Raw genomic sequence first — 16,809 nt, 5'->3', positions numbered from 1 at the left:
CTGCTGTGCGCCTTTATTAACCGCCGGCGGTTAATAAAGGCGCACAGCAGTTAGTTGTTCGGCACATCCGCAACCTTGATGTCGAAGTTGGCGCTTTCACCGTCAACGCTGGTCACGGTAGCTGTGACGTCGTATTCGGTGCCCTCTTCGGTCAGGATGCAAGTGATCGTCGCGCCGACTTCGGCGTCAAGGTTCTCCGGACACGTCACGTCGTCGGGTGGCTCGCCGATCTTCTCCGCGAGTTGAGTGGAGATCTGACTCGCGACTTCGGACTTGTCCACTTGCGGCGTCCCGACGCTCGCCGAGCACGCTCCCGTGGCCAATGCCACCGAGAGTAAGACGATTCCCACTGCAGGCCTCTTTGTCATGTGAACTCCCAGGGTGCGCCGCTGCTCGCTGCTGCCAGCTCTGGGATTACCGCATTTGGGACTGTTCAACCGACTTACTTGACGAGTTTTTCGAGGTCACCGTCGACGGACCGTCAAGTTGAAGCCTTCGGGCATGAGGGTGAGCCGTTCGGCCACCTTCAGTTCGTAATCCGGATCGGCTTCGATCGTGTATTTCTGCAAGATGGTGCCCAACACGAGAACCGCTTCGTGAATGGCGAATTGTCGTCCGATGCAGGCACGTTCACCCGTTCCGAACGGCTTGTACACGTGCGCCGGCCTGGCCTTGATGTTGGCAGGCAGGAAACGATCCGGATCGAAAGTCTCGGGATCGTTGCCCCACACCGGATCACGATGAAGTGACGGGATGAGCACGAGCATCCAGTCGCCCTTCTTCATCGGATACTTCCCAACGAGCGTGGTGTCTTCGAGTGCCGCGCGGCCGTATGCCGGTGCTGTCGGCCACAGACGCAATGATTCGTCGAGGACGCGTCGTACGTATCGAAGTTTCGCGATCTTCTCGAATGCGGGCTCCTCGCCCTCCCAGACCTTGTCGACCTCAGCTTGTGCCTTGGCCAGTACGTCAGGGTTTTGCGAGAGGTAATACAGTGCGAACGACAAAGCGCCGGAGGTTGTTTCGTGCCCGGCGACGAGGAACGTCACGACCTGATGGCGGATATTCAGTTCGTCGATACGGTTGGGATCGTTTTCGCGAGCTGCCCGCAGCATCAGTTCGAGTAAGTCTTCGGGCCCCGGTTCGGTACTTGTGCGCCGGGCACGGATCACCTCGTCCACAACCTCGGCCATGAACGCCTTGCGGACCTCGTCACGTTGATCGGCGCGACGTGCGAGCACTCGCCCGAGGGCGGTCGACTTCAGGAATGTCGTGCGCTGTGAATGGGAGAGCGCTCCGACCATTGCCTTGACGAACGGATGCTGCTCTTCACGTTCGAAAGAGTCGAACGAGTAGCTGAATCCAGTGCGTCCGATGGTCTCCAGCGTCAGCTTGGTCATGTCTGCGGAGACGTCGATGGGGGAGTCACTTTCACGACTGTCCCAATGGTCGACCAACTCGCCGACCACGTCGAGCATGGTGCGGTGGTACGAGCGCATCGCAGTCTGGCTGAACGCCGGTGCCAGGAGATTGTGTGCCTTGCCCCAGTTGGGCTCGTGGTTGTAGGCAGTGAACAATCCGTCGCCGCCGATTCCGCGTAGCGCCTTCACTCCTGGTGCAAGGTGTTTTGCGAACCGGGACTCGTCGGACAGTTCTGCCACCATGTCTGCGCCCGAGGCGAAGACAAAGCGATTTCCCAGGACGTTTCTTTCGAAGATCGGGCCGAGTTCGCGGCCGATGCTCACGGAGTTCTGCAGTGGCGTCCGAATGTTGATCCCGAGGACGTCGCCTAGGACTGGCAGGCGCCATGCCGGATGCGGGATCCGAGCATCGGTCGTCGCCTCTGGAGTGGTGTCGACGCTCATGATGTGTCCCCCGGGTGAGATCGCTTACTGAATTGGTGTCTAGTACGCAAAATACGCCTTACTGAATTGGTGTCAAGTAGTAATCTGACTTGCCTATGGTTGCACCACGAAAACGCCTGGACCGAGAGCAGCGGCGCACGCAGTTGCTCGACATCGGCGCGCAACTTTTTGCCGATCGCTCGTACGAGGACGTCTGGATCGAAGAGGTTGCCGAGATCGCAGGCGTCTCGCGCGGGTTGATGTACCACTATTTCCCGACCAAACGAGACTTCTTCGCGGCAATCGTCGAGCGCGAATCGCAGCACTTACTCGAGGTGACCGCACCGGACGCGACGCTACCGGTGCGCGAACAGGTGGCAGCCGGGTTGGATGCCTACTTCGCGTACGTGAGGTCACACAGTAGGGGAGTGCGCGCCATCAACGTCGGGACGCTCTCGGCTGAGGCAGGTATCCGAGCGATCGTCGAACGGGAACTCGAACAACAACAGATTCGGATCCTCGACGCACTCGGATTCGAGGGCGAACAAAGACAGATCGCTGCAGTCGCGGTGCGGGGATGGATCGCATTCGTCCGGGCCGTGTGTCTCGACTGGCTCGACCAACCTTCCATACCGCACGAGGAGTTGAGGGTGATCTGTCTGCGAACCCTCTCCGGAGCGTTGGGCATCGACCTCGAAACGTGAAAATGCCGACCGCGTGGGAGCGGTCGGCATTTCCATGGACAAGTCCGACTAGTCGAGCGTCGAATAAAGTTCGTCCCAGCCCTTGGCGACGTACATGTTGGTGTAGATGGACCCGTAGTACGTACTTCCTTGCAGAACGGTGACGTTCCCGGCCTGCACAGCCGGAAGTCGTTGCCACAACTTGTTGTCCGAGAGTTGATCGAAGGTGGTGTCGCTGCTGTCGGTGACGGAAACCATGAACGCTTCGCAGTCTTGCAGACGATCCATCTCCTCGATGCTCAGTCGCCCCTGATTATCGAAACCGGTTGTGTTCAATGTTCTTCCGCCGATATCGGCGAGCGTCATGTCGGTGGGTTGACGATTCTTCTTTCCCGTTTCCTCCGACACGGGCAGGCTGTCGATGTAGATCGTGGCTTTGTCCGGACTGTAGGACAAGCTTGCGACGGTTTTGCCCGCGATCGCGGAAGCGTGTCGAGTGCGAATGTCGGTGATCAGAGCGTCGTAATCGGTGATCAGGCGATCCATGGTGGGTGTTCGTCCCAGCCAATCGGAGAGCCGGGTCAGGTTCTCCCGCCACGTCTGCTTCGATTCGGTCGTCAGGACAGGAGCGATGGCTTGGAGCTTTGCAGCGGGCCAGTACTCGTTGTCGGCGTTGACGCAGATGATGAGATCGGGTGCGAGTCCGAGTATCTGCTCCAGATTGGGCTTGTCGCTGAGGTATTCGGCCGAGCCGTCGACAGGCACCCACTCGGTGGCGGGTGAGATGTTGTATCCGAAGACCGGTAGTTCCAAGGCAATGGCGAGCTCGAGGTCGGTTCGGGCGTCGACGGCCAAGACCCGCTTGGGGTTGGTAGGGATGTCATAGGTCCCCAACGGCGTGGTGACGGTGCGCATTTGAGCGTCATCAGCGGTGCCTGAACCGTCGCTGGAACTGCAGGACGACAGAATAGTTGCTACTGCTGCCATCCCGGCTCCGATGCCGAATTGGCGACGGGTAAGTGCGTCGACTAGCTCTTGCCAGACGCGTTCGTCTGGCACGGTAGGTGTATTGGTCAGCATTTTTTCGATACCCTTCGGTCTGAGTCCGTATCGATCGTAGGGTTGGCGATACCAGATCACCTATATCGAAAACCGCCTGATATTAGTCGATTTCGGCCATCGTCCGTGACTTGCGGGTGATGGTGGCGCCGAAGGCGGCGGCGAGCGGGAACATGAGAACGCCGTACACCGCGGCCGGTACTGCCAATTGCACGTTGTCGAGAAGACTGACGGCGATGGTGATCGCCAACGTGCTGTTGTGGATGCCGATTTCCATGGAACTGGCGATGGCCTGACGGTCCTCGATGCCGAAGATTCGGGGAACGATGTAGCCGATCGAGAGGCTCAGCAGGCAGAACAATGCAGCGACGACGCCGATGTCGACGAGATAGTCCGCGATGTTATCGCGCTCGGATACAACCGTTCCGACGATCACCAGCGCGAGAACAATCGCGGATCCGATGCGGACGGGCTTGTCCATGCGCTCGGCAAAGGCGCTCGAGCGCAACCGAACCCACATTCCGAGGGCGACCGGAATCAGGACGACGGCAAAGACCTGGAGGACCTTCGTGAACTGAAGTCCGAGAGTGCCGTCCGCGTCCTCGGGTTCGAAGTAACCCAACGCGAAGTTGGTGATCAACGGAAGGGTGACCACCGCGATCACCGAATTGACCGCAGTCAGTGTCACATTGAGGGCAACGTCGCCGCGGAACAGGTGACTGAACAGGTTTGCCGTGGTGCCACCCGGTGACGCGGCGAGGAGCATCATGCCGACGGCGAGTAGTGGGTCGAGGTCGAACAAGGTGACCAAGCCGAAGGCTGCGGCCGGCAGCAACAACAATTGACAGATCAGAGCGATCGAGACGGCCTTGGGCGCTTTTGCCACGCGGGCAAAATCTCCGACTGTCAGGGACAGCCCGAGGCCGAACATGATGATGGCGAGTGCGGCGGGGAGACCGACCGAGGTGAGTGCTGAGTCCATGAGTTAGTGGCTACTTCCAGTCACTGGGGGAATTTCACTGAAACTACCGTGATGCCCGGATCTGCGTGGCAGTTTGGATACATTGATGTATCGAACCGTGACGGCGTCGGTGAGCAGGGTTATCGTCGAATTATGTGCCGAAACATCACTGAACTTCGTGGACTCGAGCCCGCAGCTACGCCGGAGGAAATCGAGGCAGCCTCTCGCCAATACGTACGTAAGGTGAGCGGAATAGCCAAGGTGTCCGACGCCAACCGAGATGCCTTCGAACAGGCAGTGCATGAGGTAACCGAAACGACGACGCGCCTGCTCAGCGCCCTGCCGCCTCGTAGGCAGCCACCTCAGACGGTCCCGCCGTTGCGTCGTCCGGAAGTACAGGCTCGGATCGCAGCTCGCTCGTCCTGACTCGAGTGGATCTCACAGATATCGACGTATGGGACGTCGAAGCTTTGGATCAGCTGTCCGCTGGGCTCGAAGGCGTTCTGGTCGCTCATCGCGTCCGCGACATCCGTCGACGGCTGAATACGCTGCGCAAAGAAGCCGTCGCCGACGACTTGCATATTCGCCAGGACGGAACCGTCTCTGCGGTTGCGCCCATCGCGGACGGACACCCGCTCCACGTGCACGCCCAACTGCTCGAGGTTGCCGTTCGCGAACTGATCGGTGAGGCACTGCTGGTCAGCGCGGATCTTCATCATGCGTTGTCGCTTCGGTCCCAGGTTGGCACCGACCTCCGTGACAAGGCTGTGCGTGTGGGAGAGGAGTGGCGAGCATTCAGCCTTGATCGGCAGCGTCAGATGTTGCGCCATGCACCCAGTCTGATTGCCAACCTCGACGGCATTCCCGCAGCGGTGCGAAGTCCCGCCAATCTCGATCGGATTCAATCAGAACGAGCACGGCTGCAAGATGATTCGGTGCGAATCTCGCAAGAACTTCACCGGGAGTTCTTCGGTGGCAGGCTGAGTAACACCGGGGCGGGCCAGTGGTACGCCGAACGTAAACTCGAGGATTTGGACGCGCTCGACGAGTTGTTTCACGCCGAACCTTGTCGACGGTTACTGCTCATGGACATGCGCTCGGGTGAACGAGGATTTGCCGCGATTGCGATCGGTGATCCGGACACAGCGGATCACATCTCCGTGACGATTCCCGGATTGAACACCAACGTCAAGGACTCGATGCGCGGAATGGTCGGCGAGGCGACACGATTGCGAGCCGAGGCGATGCGCCAACTCGAACTGGCCGGTCGAAAGGAAAGCGTGGCAACGATCGCCTGGATCGGATACGACGCGCCACAGGTCATCGGGCCGGGAAAGTTCGACATCGGTCGCGCCAGCTTCGACGTCAGTCGATCTTCGAAGGCCGGCATAGCCGCCGACGCATTGGGCAGCTTTTTTCACGGTCTTCGTTCTGCGTCGGTCAACGAACGCGTCCATATCACCGCGTTGGGCCACTCTTACGGATCGCTCGCGACTTCTCTTGCGTTGCAACGTGGTGCCAGCGCCGCAGTCGACGACGTGGTCTTCTACGGTTCACCCGGAGTGCGGGCCAAGGTGGAGTCAGATCTCGGTATCGCCGACCGTCATGTCTACGTCATGAAAGCGGAAGGCGACAGTATCGCGGGGTTCGGCCGTTTCGGCGGCGATCCGACGCGCACCGAGTTCCATCGGTTGTCCACGGCCGAAGGGATCACCCCGGACGGAGTGAAGCACGAGCGGGCGTTCGGGCATGCGGAGTACGCGAGGACCGGAGACAACGGAGAACTGCGGATGTCGGGTTACAACCTCGCGGTTGTGGTTGCCGGACTTCCGGAGCTGGCCGTCATCGCCTGACCTGCTGACTTACAGTGGCACTCATGCGTCTGAGGCACTCGGCCAGGGGGTTGGTCGTTGACGGCCAGTCCCGTCTTCTGCTCTACCGATTCATCGCGCCAGGGGGCGGGCTGACGGTCTGATGTCCTCCAGGCGGCGGCTTGGAAGCAGACGAAACCCCGGCCGAGGCGCTCGCGCGCGAATTGGACGAGGAGATCGGATTGCGCGACTACGGCGCCGCCACACACGTGTGGCATGAGGAGATCCGTGATCCGACGATATTGCCGGGTTGGGACGGGGCGGTCGATGACTATTTCCTCGTGCCGGTACCGGTCGCATTCGATCCTTGTGGATCGTTGGGGCGCGAAGCGCTGGCCGTGGAGTTGGTCGAGCACTTCGAGTGGTGGAGCGTTGACCGCCTTCTGTCACACTGCGGTCGAGAAGTATTCGGGCCACGCGATTTACCCGACCGATTCGCACGCCTGGTCAAGGATGGGCCGCCGAGTTCGCCGGATCGATTTGTTCGGACACTGTGAGGGCTACGAGGCATTCCCTTAATCGAGCATTTCAGCGCCGAAAGGCGGCTACGCTGGGCTTATGGAGCACTACGTGCGCAAGGAACCCATCCCGTACGCGTCTACGGCAGCACCGGTCAGTTCTCGCACCCGGTTCAGAAGGATGCTCCAAAGGTTGTCGATGATTCTTCGCGGGATGATGGGGGATCGGAAGGCGAGTCGATATACCTCGCTCGCTCCGCGTCATCCCGACGGATCACGCACCGCCGTAACATCTTTCAACAGTAGTGGCGGAGGAACAGGATCAGGCGGGCCCTAAGGGGCGGGCAGTGACGGACTAATCGAGCTGAGATCAGCGGAGGCACTGTCCGCAAACCGACCATGCGCCGACGCCCTGGCCTGCAAAGACGTTCTCCGCGACGCGGACCTGTTCTGCCTGGCTGGCGTTGCCACCAGCGCCTTCTCCCGCACAGTGGTCGAGAAGTATTCGGGCCACGCGATTTACCCGACCGATTCGCACGCCTGGTCAAGGATGGGCCGCCGAGTTCGCCGGATCGATTTGTTCGGACGCTGTGAGGGATGCGAGATAGTGGTTCAATCCTGGATTTGGGCATCGAAAGGCGGCTACGCTGGGCTTATGGAGCACTACGTGCGCAAGGAACCCATCCCGTACGCGTCTACGGCAGCACCGGTCAGTTCTCGTAACCGGTTCAGAAGGATGCTCCAAAGGTTGTTGATGATTCTTCGCGGGATGATGGGAGATCGGAAGGCGAGTCGATATACCTCGCTCGCTCCGCGTCATCCCGACGGATCACGCACCGCCGTAACATCTTTCAACAGTAGTGGAGGTGGGAAGTAGGTATCGGTGTACAACACTGCCCGGTAGCTGTCGAAATTTCGACGAGCACCGGGCAGCGACGCACTATACGAGCTGGGGTCAGCGGAGGTACTGTCCGCAAACCGGCCACGCACCGACGCCCTGACCTGCAAGGACGTTCTCCGCGACGCGGACCTGTTCTGCCTGGCTGGCGTTGGCTGCAGTGCCCGCTCCGCCGTAGGCTTCCCACGTGCTCTGGCTGAACTGGAGCCCGCCGTAGTAGCCGTTTCCGGTGTTCGCAGCCCAGTTGCCCGAGGATTCGCACTCAGCGACACCCGACCAGTCGTGGGTGGCTGCAGATGCGGTGCCGGCGCTCAGTCCAATGGCTCCGGCTGCGAGGGCTCCGGCTGCGGCGACAGAAGCAAGGGCGCGGGTAACGGTGGTCTTGGTCATTTGGGTAAATCCTCTCGAGTCACGCCGGCGGAGGACGGTGACCGTCTCAGCTCCGCTCCCACCACTAGGAAAGTTGTCGAATCCGAACCGCGGGGTGGGACTGGCGGTGGCGATTCGGTAATGCCCGGTTGATCGGGCTGTCACCAACCATAGGAGATGATTACGGATTGGTCACGGGTCGGCGTGTCGACACAGGTTCGTGCAACAGAAATGCATCAAAGAGCGTCTTCCCAGGTCGCGCGGCGATATGCCACCTCGCTCGGTGTTACATAATCGAGATAAAGTGTGATGCAAGTCACCGATAAGGCGCCGTAAAGGCGTCGATATGCAGCGAATATGTCGCCCGATTGGCTCGTTTTGCCGACTTTTCGACCCCGGTTATGGTCGCGCTGGAGCTCAAATCGAGGCTTGATGTGTTGTCGACCGACCGCCCCGATTTACTTGTGGGGCAGCAGAATTGATACGAGTATCGCGTTGCCGGCTCTACGATCAGACGAGATTCTTGCTCGCCTTGATCCGGCGACGGATGTCGCGCATCTGAATGGTGTTTCCGGCCTGACGGATGGAGCGTGGGATGAACCTGTTGACGAACGACACGAAGATGAAGAGGTGCTCGAATCGACGGCGGTCGTCTTCGGTCCACTCGAGGTCGAGTTGGTCGCGGTAGATCGGCGGAAGGAATCCGACCGTCAGGAACCGCAACAAGTTTCGGAACACCAGGCGTATTGGCCACGCGATCATCTGTAGATTGACCAGGTCGATCAGATATTGCTTGGTGCATTCGTCTATGACGACGCGTTCGCAACCGAGATTCCAGTAGCGCTCGAAGTCTGCGCGGGTGGCCGGCCACATCTCTTCGGTGACCTGCAGTGTCGTTCCCAAAGTTGACGCGGACTGATAAAACGATTCCGCCTGCTCTTCGGACATCTTGCCGTGCAACAACTGATGGCTGTCTTCGAAGCCGATGAACAGGCAAGCGGCAACCCATAATTGGAGTTCGCGATTGAAGGCGTTGTACTTGACCGGGCTGTTCGCATCGGACTTCACGTGCCGGTGCACCGAGTTCACGGCCTCGCGGTAGGCCTTTCGCTCTTCCTCGTTGCCCAGGATTGCGACCGTCAGGTACTGCGTTGTGGTCCGTGCGCGCTTCCATGGATGCGCGGTCAGGGCACCCGATTCGACTTTGCTTTCCATGACGCCGTACGCCACCTCGGGCCAACCGAGTTGCAGGACGACGTTGGCGGCGGCCCCTGCGAATGACCAGAAATCGAGTGCGTCGGTGATGTGTGCGGGTTTGCGGGCCCACCGCTTACGCTCGGCCGTGATGGTGATGCGTGTCTGATCGGTTCGAAGAGACGACTCGGACTTTCCCGAATCCAGGTAGTGAGTGGGCATCGATCCTCCTCCGTGCGCGGTGAATTACTTGGTCTCGACGTTGCTCACGAGCCAGCGGTCGTCCGAACGAACCAGGGACACGACCATCCGGTACTTCTGTGTATTGCCCTCTGGTGCAGCAATGTTCTTGGCCTGCTGGTCGACGAAGACAAGCACCTTTGCCGACGAATCTTCCAGTGACGTGATGCCGACGTCTGTTGCCGTCGCACTCGCCTGACCTTGGCCTCCAGCGACAACCTCGCGCAGTGAATCCACCATCGTTCGGTAGGTGCCGGCAAACTCGTCGGTCGACATCGACGCGATGGTGTCCTTGTTGGCGTCCAAGTTCTGATAGTCGAAGGAGGACATGATGATCGAGTAATCCCGCGCGGTGTCCAGCGCTTCCTGTCGCAACGTGTCCTCCTCATTCACCGAATACAGGTGAAATCCGAGCACCACCAATGCTGCGACCAGTGCTACCGCCAACAGCGAGATCAGTGCGTTGCGAGGCTCTTTCAGCCGACGAAAGAACGACGGGGGAGTCGGATGTTCGGTCACCTCGGTTTCTGCTTCGTCGAGGAGTGTGCTCTCACCGTGTGCCATTTCCCAGTCCTTCCAACATCAATCTCCAATAGTTCAAGGCGTCGACTCCGGTCGGAATCAGAATCGGATCCGCGACGACCTGCGGTCCGATCGGAGTGCCGGGGACAGTCGAGTTCTGCAATCCGAGGTCGTTCGGCCTCGGAGCATTCTGTGCTCCGCGTTGGACCAGGTCGTCGGCGGGTGGGCAGTACATCGCCAGACTCGGACTGGTGGGGGAGAGATCGCCTACCTCTCGTCTGGGGGTATCGTAGTTGCACACCGGCCCCTGCGTGGCCACCAAGGCGAAATCAGCTCGATCGCCTTTGACGATGGATGCCAGCTTGGCGAGACCGTCGGGGATCGTGACGAGTCCGGTTTCCAGGGCATCCGTGCGGTCGGAGATGATCGGAGCGACCGTGACGAGATTGGCCAGCACCGCTCCGAAAGTGTTGTGGTACTTGTCGAACAACTGCTGGGCGCTATTGAGAGCGGCGGGTGAATGGTCGGTGAGATAAATCAGTACGGGGGCGTTGGACTCGAGTTGTTCGGTGAAGTTCTTTGCTGCCGCCATTCCTCGGACGAACGAATCCGATTGTGTCGCCATGGAGTCCATCAGCGTGGAGGTCCGCGACAGCAGCGCGGCGAGTTCGGCCGACTGGTCGTTCAACTGCGCCGACATTGTCCCGCCGTTGTCGATCATGGTCGCCAAGCTCGGACCGAGCCCGTTGAACGAATTCCCCAGTTCGGTCCCGATGTCGCTGATAGCTTGCGGATCAATCCCTTCCAGGACGCCGGACGCCTGAAGCATCAACTGGCTCATCTGAACTGGCTGCTGATCTGCGGGCATGGCGATCTCGTCGCCGTCCCGAAGATACGGGCCGTGATCGGTGTTGGGGTAGATGTCGACATTCTGGATTCCCGCGGCAGTTCCCATCGTCACCTTGGCGACGCTGTCGGTGGGTATTTCGGTTTTGTCGTTGAGTGAGAGTTCCACGCGAGCGGATCGGGTGCTCGAATCGAGGACAACATCACCGACTTTGCCGACCTGCACTCCGCGGTACGTGACGACCGTGCCCTTGGTCAATCCGAAGGCGTCGGACATGTTGGCGTGCAATCTGATCTGACCACCGAAACCTTGAGGGCCCACCACGTACACGATTCCGAAAGGGATGACGACAGCGGCGATCAGAGCGAACAGGCCAAGTTGAACAAGCGCAAGGCGACTCAACGTGGACCTCCCTGAAGTAGATCGGTGAGAGTTCCCGCCGGCGCGATCGATTGTCCGGCCATGCCACCGGTCCAGAGTTTGTCGATCGTTCCCGGAATATCGAGGGCGCCGTCAAAAACGAGGTAGTCACCTTGGACTGCGCCGGTGAAGTTTTCGAGCAGCCCGTTCATGTTCGCGAGTGTCTGACCGATCTCCGAGTTGAACGAATCCAGAGTCCCCACAATGGTCGACGCATCGTGCAGCATCGTGTCGAGCCCGTTGGGTGAGGAGTCGAGAATGGTGTTTGCGTTGGTGGCGAGCTGAACGGTCGAGTTCAAGAGGCTCGCGATCTGATCCTTCTGCCCCACGAGAATCGCCACCACCTGTGGAACGGAATCGAGGTAGTTGTCGACGACTTCTTGTTGCCCGGCCAACTGCGAGGAGACCCGGGCAGCGAGGTCGACGGCCTCGTCGAACTCGCTTCGGTGACTGCTTGCCTCTGCCATGAGCGAGGTCAGGGTGTCGGTCAGAGAACGAACTTCACCTGAGCGCCCGGAAAACGCGGTGTTCAGTTCGCGTACGACGGTATCGAGTTGATCGATGCCGCTGCCGGTCAGGACCGTACCGAGGGTGGCAAGTGCACTTTCGACCTGCGGACCGATCTCGGTGCGAGACTCCGGAATTGTATCGCCGTCGCTCAGCGTGGAACCGGACGGAACCTCCGGCAGCAGCAGTCGAATGAACGGGTTTCCCAGTGCGGACGGGAGTTCGACGGAGGCCTCGACGTTGTCCGGCAACTGCGTCGCAGCGTCCAGACTCAGTGTCACGTCGGCTCCGACGACGTCGGCTGACAGTGCGGATACTCGACCGATGACTTTCTGGCCACTGCGGACGTCTGCTCCCAACACCAGGCCGTCAGCGCCGGCCAGTTGTAGCGACACGGTGTATGCGTCACCGTCGGCCGAACGACCCAGCGGAAGGTCCTGAATGCCTGCACTGCAGCCGCCGAAGGCGAACACAGCCGCACAACCCATACCGATGATCGCGACGCCGGCGACTATCCGAACCGATTGCCTCGTCAATTGCCACCTCCGGGGACGGCGCCGCCGGAAATCGCGGAGGCGATGCCGAGCGGATCAGAAGTGCTGAGGGGGAAGGAAATCGGATTCGTGAATCCGGCACCGGTGCAGATCGGCAACTTGTACGCGTCGCACAGCGGCTTGGCGACGGCGAACTGAGTCAATGCAGTCGAGACATTGAGCCGAATGCGTCCGCGCTGATCAGGGCCGATAGTTTGGGAGAGGTTCTGCATCATCAACGGCACCAGGTCCATGAACTCGGCGAGGCCAGGTTGTTTGGCAGCCAGAGTGTCACCGAGAACTCTCACGTTGTCGGCTATGGCACCGACATCGTCGCCGTGAGTTGTCATGAAGCTGTTCAGTTGATCGAAGACGACCTGCAGATCCTGCAGCGGTTGGGAGATGTCCATGTTCTGGCTCGCCCACTGATCGCCCAATTCGCCGAGGTCACCAACAAGTTCGTCCAAGCTGACCTGCCGAGTGTCCAACGCATTCATCAAGGTATTGAGATTGTCGACGAGTGCACCGATGTCTTCCGACCGAGCGCCGACAACTCCGGTGGCCGTGCTGAGGTTGCGAATGGCGGTGTTGAATTGATCGCCCTGACCCTGCCACCCGGCGGCGCCGCGGCTCACGAGATCGCCGAGATTGCCACCGTCCCCGGCAAATGCGTCGGCCAAGGTACTGACGCTTCCCATCAGACCGTCGAAATCTATGGGGGAGTGGGCGCGTTCGATCGGAATCTCGTCGCCGTCTTCGAGCGTCTCTCCACCGGTGTACGCCGGACCGAGTTCGATGTGGCGATCGCTGATCACCGACGGATTGAGAACATAGGCCGAAGCGTCGGCGGGCAGATCGACGGAGTTGGGCATCGACATCGCTACTCGAACAGAAGTTCCGCGAGGTTCCACCGACGTGACCGTCCCGACGCCGACCCCGAGGACGGTGACCTTACTTCCCTCGTAAATCCCACCGACGTAACTGAAATCGGCGTACACAGTCTTGGACTGATCGGTTCGTCCGAAGATGTACCAACCGGGGAGAGCAATCGCCAGGGTCACGACCAGCATGGCGGTGACGGCTTTTCGTGTATTCACTTGCAGCCCTCCATGATGCCGAGCGCGCAGAGCAGATTGTCCGGGATCACGGCTGCCGGGGCGTTGACATCGGTCCAATTGCCGGTGCCGGTGGAGTCGGTGACCGAACGCAGAGCGGACGGAAGACGAGTCAACAGCAGGTCGATCTGATCGGCGTTGTACTTCAGCGTGGCGGTGACTGCGACGAGGTTGTCGGTCATTGCCCCGAACTCGTCCTGACGGTCTGTGAACGTCGTCGAGAGCTTCGAGATGATGATTGTCAGGTTGTCGACCAACTGAGTCAACGCGTCCTTGCGGACGGCCAGAGTACGCACGATCGTCTGAGCGTTTGCGGCGGTGCCGACAATCGAATCGGTTTGTGCCACCGCCATGTCGGACAGCTCGCGGGACATCGTGAGGATCTGGTCGATCTGTTCACCATTCTGCGCGAAAGCCGCCGAGGCTCCACTGATTCCGGCCAGAGCCCGCCCGACTTGATCGGAATCCGTCGGAATCACCTGCGAAAGGGTGTTCATCATGGACTCCATCGCCTGTAGGTCGACGCCGGTGGCCGCGTTGGTGGCATCACTGCTGACGTCATCGAGGCTGTACGGCACTGTGGTGCGGGAAAGTGGAATGACCCGCCCATCGGAGTCTTCGATCACTCCGGCCGGCACGATCTCGAGGTAGCGCTTGCCCAAGACTGTCTTGAGCCTGACCGTCGCCGTGCTCTGGTTTCCCAAGGGCTGATCCTTGTCCAGGCGGAAGTTGACGATCACGTGGTCGCCGGCAAGGTCGATCGAATCCACGCGGCCCGCGGGAACTCCGGCCACGTAGACGGGATCGGTATCGGAAAGCCCGCTGGCATTGGCGAACTCGGCTGTGTACGCCGACGTGCGGGCGTTGTACCAGAGTTTCGGAATACCCAGTGCTGCGGCGAGTCCCACCACCAGAACGAAGATTCCGAGACTACCCAGAGCGAGAGCAGTGCCGCTACCGCTGCGTCGGCGATCCCCTTTGAACAGGAAGAGCATGATGCCGACGAACACGTCGATCAGCTTGACCAGAAACATCATGAGCACACCGGCGAATGCGTCGGACCGAAGATGTTGGCTTCCATGTCGCCTGCCTTCAGAGTGAAATTACACAGATACAGGCTGATGAAACTTCCGTAACTTCCGATACGGTTGGCGGCGTCGGCGAACTGGGGAAGGTTGGCGAGAAGTCTGTTGAACTCGTCGGTGCTCGCAATCCAACTGCCGGTGACACTTTCGAGTTGTTGCACGGTCTGACCGAATGTGCCGTTCGACCCGGCCATGATCTGAGCCAGCGACGAGACAGTGCGGTTTCCCTGATCCAACAGCGAGACCAGTTGATCGTTCTGCCCGACGACGGAGGTGCTCAGGCTGTTCAAACCGTCCAGCAGACCTACCAATTCGGGTTGACGCTCGTCGACGGCAGTGAGAAGAGTGTTCATGTTCGTGAGTAGTTGCGCGAAGACGTCCTGACGGTCGACCAGGCCGGAGCTCATGGTCGCGATCTGGTCGAGCAGGGTGGTCATTGCCTGGCCCTGGCCGTTGAAGGTTTCGACAAAACTTCGTGTCAGAGTGTTCACCTGCTCGGGTTGCAGTGCGGCGAACAACGGTTTGAAGCCGTTCATCAGTGCGGTCAAGTTGATCGGGGGTGTTGTCTGCGCCAGCGGTATCGTGCTACCAGGTTCGAGCCGTTGTGCGGATACCGTTGCCTCGCTGTCATCCTGGGTCAGTGCCAGATATCGAGCACCGAGCATGTCGCCGTAGCGCACGGCAGCACGGACGTCCGACTCGAGCGAATATTGCGACTCGATGTCGACGTCGACGATCGCCTTGCTCGTCCCGCCGCCGTTGTCGGCAAACGCAACCGAGTCCACGCGGCCGATACGCACACCCGACATCGTTACCGGATTACCAGGGTTGAGTCCTTCGACGTCGGTGAACTCGAACGAGTACGAATCAGTGCTTCCGCGCACCGGGACCGACAGCGTGTTCGCCACGAACGACGCACAGGCGACGCCGGTGATGCAGAAGAGTGATAACCGAATGACCTGGCCAGGACGAACTTTCACGGGACGGTCACCTCGTTACCTCTGACCATCGGCCCCAACATCAATGTTGTTGCCGGGTTGGGGGCGTCCGACTGCTCCGGCGAGCCGCCGAGTAGTCGATCTTCGAGGAAACGCAGTGTGGCGGCTTCGGCTTCGCCACCAACGACTGGGGCAGTGACGGGTTGTGCAGGCGTCAGGTTGGAGCCGGAACACTGTGCCCCGCGCGAGTCACCGTACTGCGGGCAATCATCGCCTGTGTACGGGAGCGGTTCGGCGAACGTGGCAACTGCTGTGATGTCGAACTTCCCGGTGGCGAAGACTCGCGCACCGGAGGAGCCGAACGTACTGGCATTGGCAAGAGTGGAACGCAGTCCTTCGGGATTTGCCGCAGTGGTTGCGAGTATCTTTCCGGCGGAATCGATCACGGTGATGATATTGCTGTTGTTCTCTGCGACAAAATCGTCGACGGTAGCGGTGAAGACTGCGGCCGCGCCGATCGAGGTCTCGAGATTTGCTCTGTTGGCGACCATGCTGTTCGAGACGGATGTAGCGGCCGCCAAGGTATCGAGAATGCCGGGGGTTGCGCGGTCCAATGCGTCGATGACAGATCGGAATTCCGGAGTGGATCGCAGGAATTGGTGTGCAGCGGGAGCCAGTACTCCGGAAGCAGCACTGAGATTGTCTATCGTGGTGCCCATTTCGGCCCCGTTTCCGTCCAGGGCTTGACCGAGAGCGGTTAGAGCCGTTTGAAGTTTTTCGGGTTGCATTGCTGTGAGGACTCCGACCAACTTGGTGTACACGTCATAGAGGGCGACGGCCTCGGGTCCGTCGTCCATGCGGATCTCGTCTCCGTCCGCGAGAGTTGTTCGGCCGTGCGGCGCCGGGTTGTCCACGAGCTGCATGTAGATGTCACCGAAAAACGTGCGTGGAACAACGCGAGCCATCACGTCGGCGGGAATCTTCGATGCATCCTCAGTCTGTATCTGTAGTTGCACCACGGATTCTGTGGTACCTGATTCGATTTCGCCGATTCGGCCGATGTTGACCCCGTGGTACCGGACCGGTGCCTCGCCGCTGATCAGGCCCGCCGTGGCTGGAACAGCCACGAACACGTCGGTGCTCTGCTCGAGGTTTCCGGATCCACGCAGCACCATCGTTACTGCCGCTACGACGGCCACCACGACGGCGATCGCGCCACGTAAGGCGTAAACGATCTTCGTGCGTGTAGTGAGTCTGTCCACGGC

General features: G+C 60.0%; 15 protein-coding genes and 3 pseudogenes. 4 read left to right on the top strand and 14 right to left on the bottom strand.

What is annotated here, in order from left to right:
• Nucleotides 1–50: 50 nt before the first annotated feature.
• On the bottom strand, nucleotides 51–368 hold the full coding sequence (locus ACFQ6H_RS06760) for a DUF4333 domain-containing protein (RefSeq protein ID WP_283307079.1): 318 nt from the start codon (nucleotides 366–368) through the stop codon (nucleotides 51–53).
• Nucleotides 369–464: 96 nt separating this feature from the next.
• Nucleotides 465–1,865, bottom strand: coding sequence for a cytochrome P450 (locus tag ACFQ6H_RS06755; protein ID WP_378644863.1), 1,401 nt, complete (start codon nucleotides 1,863–1,865; stop codon nucleotides 465–467).
• A gap of 95 nt (nucleotides 1,866–1,960) precedes the next feature.
• Here ACFQ6H_RS06755 and ACFQ6H_RS06750 point away from each other — a divergent pair, with 95 nt between their 5' ends.
• Nucleotides 1,961–2,548 (top strand): TetR/AcrR family transcriptional regulator, encoded by a 588-nt coding sequence (locus ACFQ6H_RS06750; protein ID WP_378546605.1) that lies wholly within the window; start codon nucleotides 1,961–1,963, stop codon nucleotides 2,546–2,548.
• 48 nt (nucleotides 2,549–2,596) lie between these two features.
• On the opposite strand, the gene ACFQ6H_RS06745 is transcribed toward ACFQ6H_RS06750, so the two are convergent.
• Together ACFQ6H_RS06745 and ACFQ6H_RS06740 are read right to left on the bottom strand one after the other, a co-directional pair.
• On the bottom strand, nucleotides 2,597–3,586 hold the full coding sequence (locus ACFQ6H_RS06745; protein ID WP_378546608.1) for an ABC transporter substrate-binding protein: 990 nt from the start codon (nucleotides 3,584–3,586) through the stop codon (nucleotides 2,597–2,599).
• Nucleotides 3,587–3,689: 103 nt separating this feature from the next.
• The gene (locus ACFQ6H_RS06740) at nucleotides 3,690–4,568 is read right to left on the bottom strand and encodes a bile acid:sodium symporter family protein (protein WP_378448928.1); all 879 of its coding nucleotides are present in this window, start codon (nucleotides 4,566–4,568) and stop codon (nucleotides 3,690–3,692) included.
• Nucleotides 4,569–4,700: 132 nt separating this feature from the next.
• Between ACFQ6H_RS06740 and ACFQ6H_RS06735 the strand changes: the two genes are divergently transcribed.
• From ACFQ6H_RS06735 to ACFQ6H_RS06725, 3 genes and pseudogenes are all read left to right on the top strand, one after another.
• The gene (locus tag ACFQ6H_RS06735; protein ID WP_378546610.1) at nucleotides 4,701–4,973 is read left to right on the top strand and encodes a DUF2277 domain-containing protein; all 273 of its coding nucleotides are present in this window, start codon (nucleotides 4,701–4,703) and stop codon (nucleotides 4,971–4,973) included.
• Between the two features lie 5 nt (nucleotides 4,974–4,978).
• Entirely contained in the window at nucleotides 4,979–6,400 is a 1,422-nt protein-coding gene (locus tag ACFQ6H_RS06730) for an alpha/beta hydrolase (protein WP_378546613.1), read from the top strand.
• A gap of 137 nt (nucleotides 6,401–6,537) precedes the next feature.
• Nucleotides 6,538–6,915 (top strand): annotated as a pseudogene (locus tag ACFQ6H_RS06725) (NUDIX domain-containing protein); the annotation flags it as partial.
• A 337-nt stretch (nucleotides 6,916–7,252) separates the two neighbouring features.
• On the opposite strand, the pseudogene ACFQ6H_RS06720 reads toward ACFQ6H_RS06725, so the two are convergent.
• The 10 genes and pseudogenes from ACFQ6H_RS06720 to ACFQ6H_RS06675 form a co-directional block, all read right to left on the bottom strand.
• A pseudogene (locus tag ACFQ6H_RS06720) lies at nucleotides 7,253–7,360 on the bottom strand (transglycosylase family protein); the annotation flags it as partial.
• 477 nt (nucleotides 7,361–7,837) lie between these two features.
• A pseudogene (locus ACFQ6H_RS06715) lies at nucleotides 7,838–8,164 on the bottom strand (transglycosylase family protein); the annotation flags it as partial.
• 489 nt (nucleotides 8,165–8,653) lie between these two features.
• Nucleotides 8,654–9,559 (bottom strand): oxygenase MpaB family protein, encoded by a 906-nt coding sequence (locus ACFQ6H_RS06710; protein ID WP_378644860.1) that lies wholly within the window; start codon nucleotides 9,557–9,559, stop codon nucleotides 8,654–8,656.
• A gap of 24 nt (nucleotides 9,560–9,583) precedes the next feature.
• Nucleotides 9,584–10,141, bottom strand: a complete 558-nt coding sequence (locus ACFQ6H_RS06705) for a mce associated protein mas1a (protein ID WP_378535162.1) — start codon at nucleotides 10,139–10,141, stop codon at nucleotides 9,584–9,586.
• Nucleotides 10,128–11,348 (bottom strand): MlaD family protein, encoded by a 1,221-nt coding sequence (locus tag ACFQ6H_RS06700; RefSeq protein ID WP_378546622.1) that lies wholly within the window; start codon nucleotides 11,346–11,348, stop codon nucleotides 10,128–10,130. The genes ACFQ6H_RS06705 and ACFQ6H_RS06700 overlap by 14 nt, the downstream gene beginning before the upstream one ends.
• Nucleotides 11,345–12,409: an MCE family protein gene (locus tag ACFQ6H_RS06695; protein WP_378546625.1), complete on the bottom strand. Its 1,065-nt coding sequence runs from the start codon at nucleotides 12,407–12,409 to the stop codon at nucleotides 11,345–11,347. Before ACFQ6H_RS06695 ends, ACFQ6H_RS06700 begins: the two co-directional genes overlap by 4 nt.
• Nucleotides 12,406–13,503 carry an MCE family protein gene (locus ACFQ6H_RS06690; protein ID WP_378644858.1) on the bottom strand — a complete coding sequence of 366 codons (1,098 nt, stop codon included), beginning with the start codon at nucleotides 13,501–13,503 and terminating at the stop codon, nucleotides 12,406–12,408. The genes ACFQ6H_RS06695 and ACFQ6H_RS06690 overlap by 4 nt, the downstream gene beginning before the upstream one ends.
• A complete protein-coding gene (locus tag ACFQ6H_RS06685; protein ID WP_378645132.1) occupies nucleotides 13,500–14,555 on the bottom strand; it encodes an MCE family protein in 1,056 nt (351 codons plus the stop codon). The genes ACFQ6H_RS06690 and ACFQ6H_RS06685 overlap by 4 nt, the downstream gene beginning before the upstream one ends.
• Nucleotides 14,555–15,586, bottom strand: coding sequence for an MCE family protein (locus ACFQ6H_RS06680; protein ID WP_378644855.1), 1,032 nt, complete (start codon nucleotides 15,584–15,586; stop codon nucleotides 14,555–14,557). The genes ACFQ6H_RS06685 and ACFQ6H_RS06680 overlap by 1 nt, the downstream gene beginning before the upstream one ends.
• Nucleotides 15,583–16,806: an MCE family protein gene (locus ACFQ6H_RS06675; protein ID WP_378644852.1), complete on the bottom strand. Its 1,224-nt coding sequence runs from the start codon at nucleotides 16,804–16,806 to the stop codon at nucleotides 15,583–15,585. Before ACFQ6H_RS06675 ends, ACFQ6H_RS06680 begins: the two co-directional genes overlap by 4 nt.
• Nucleotides 16,807–16,809: the final 3 nt, after the last annotated feature.

The sequence above is a fragment of the Rhodococcus sp. NPDC056506 genome (assembly GCF_042794945.1).
Taxonomy (GTDB): domain Bacteria; phylum Actinomycetota; class Actinomycetes; order Mycobacteriales; family Mycobacteriaceae; genus Rhodococcus_F.
The sequence above is the reverse complement of the archived record's forward strand: the minus strand, read 5'-3'. Positions and strand labels throughout refer to the sequence as shown.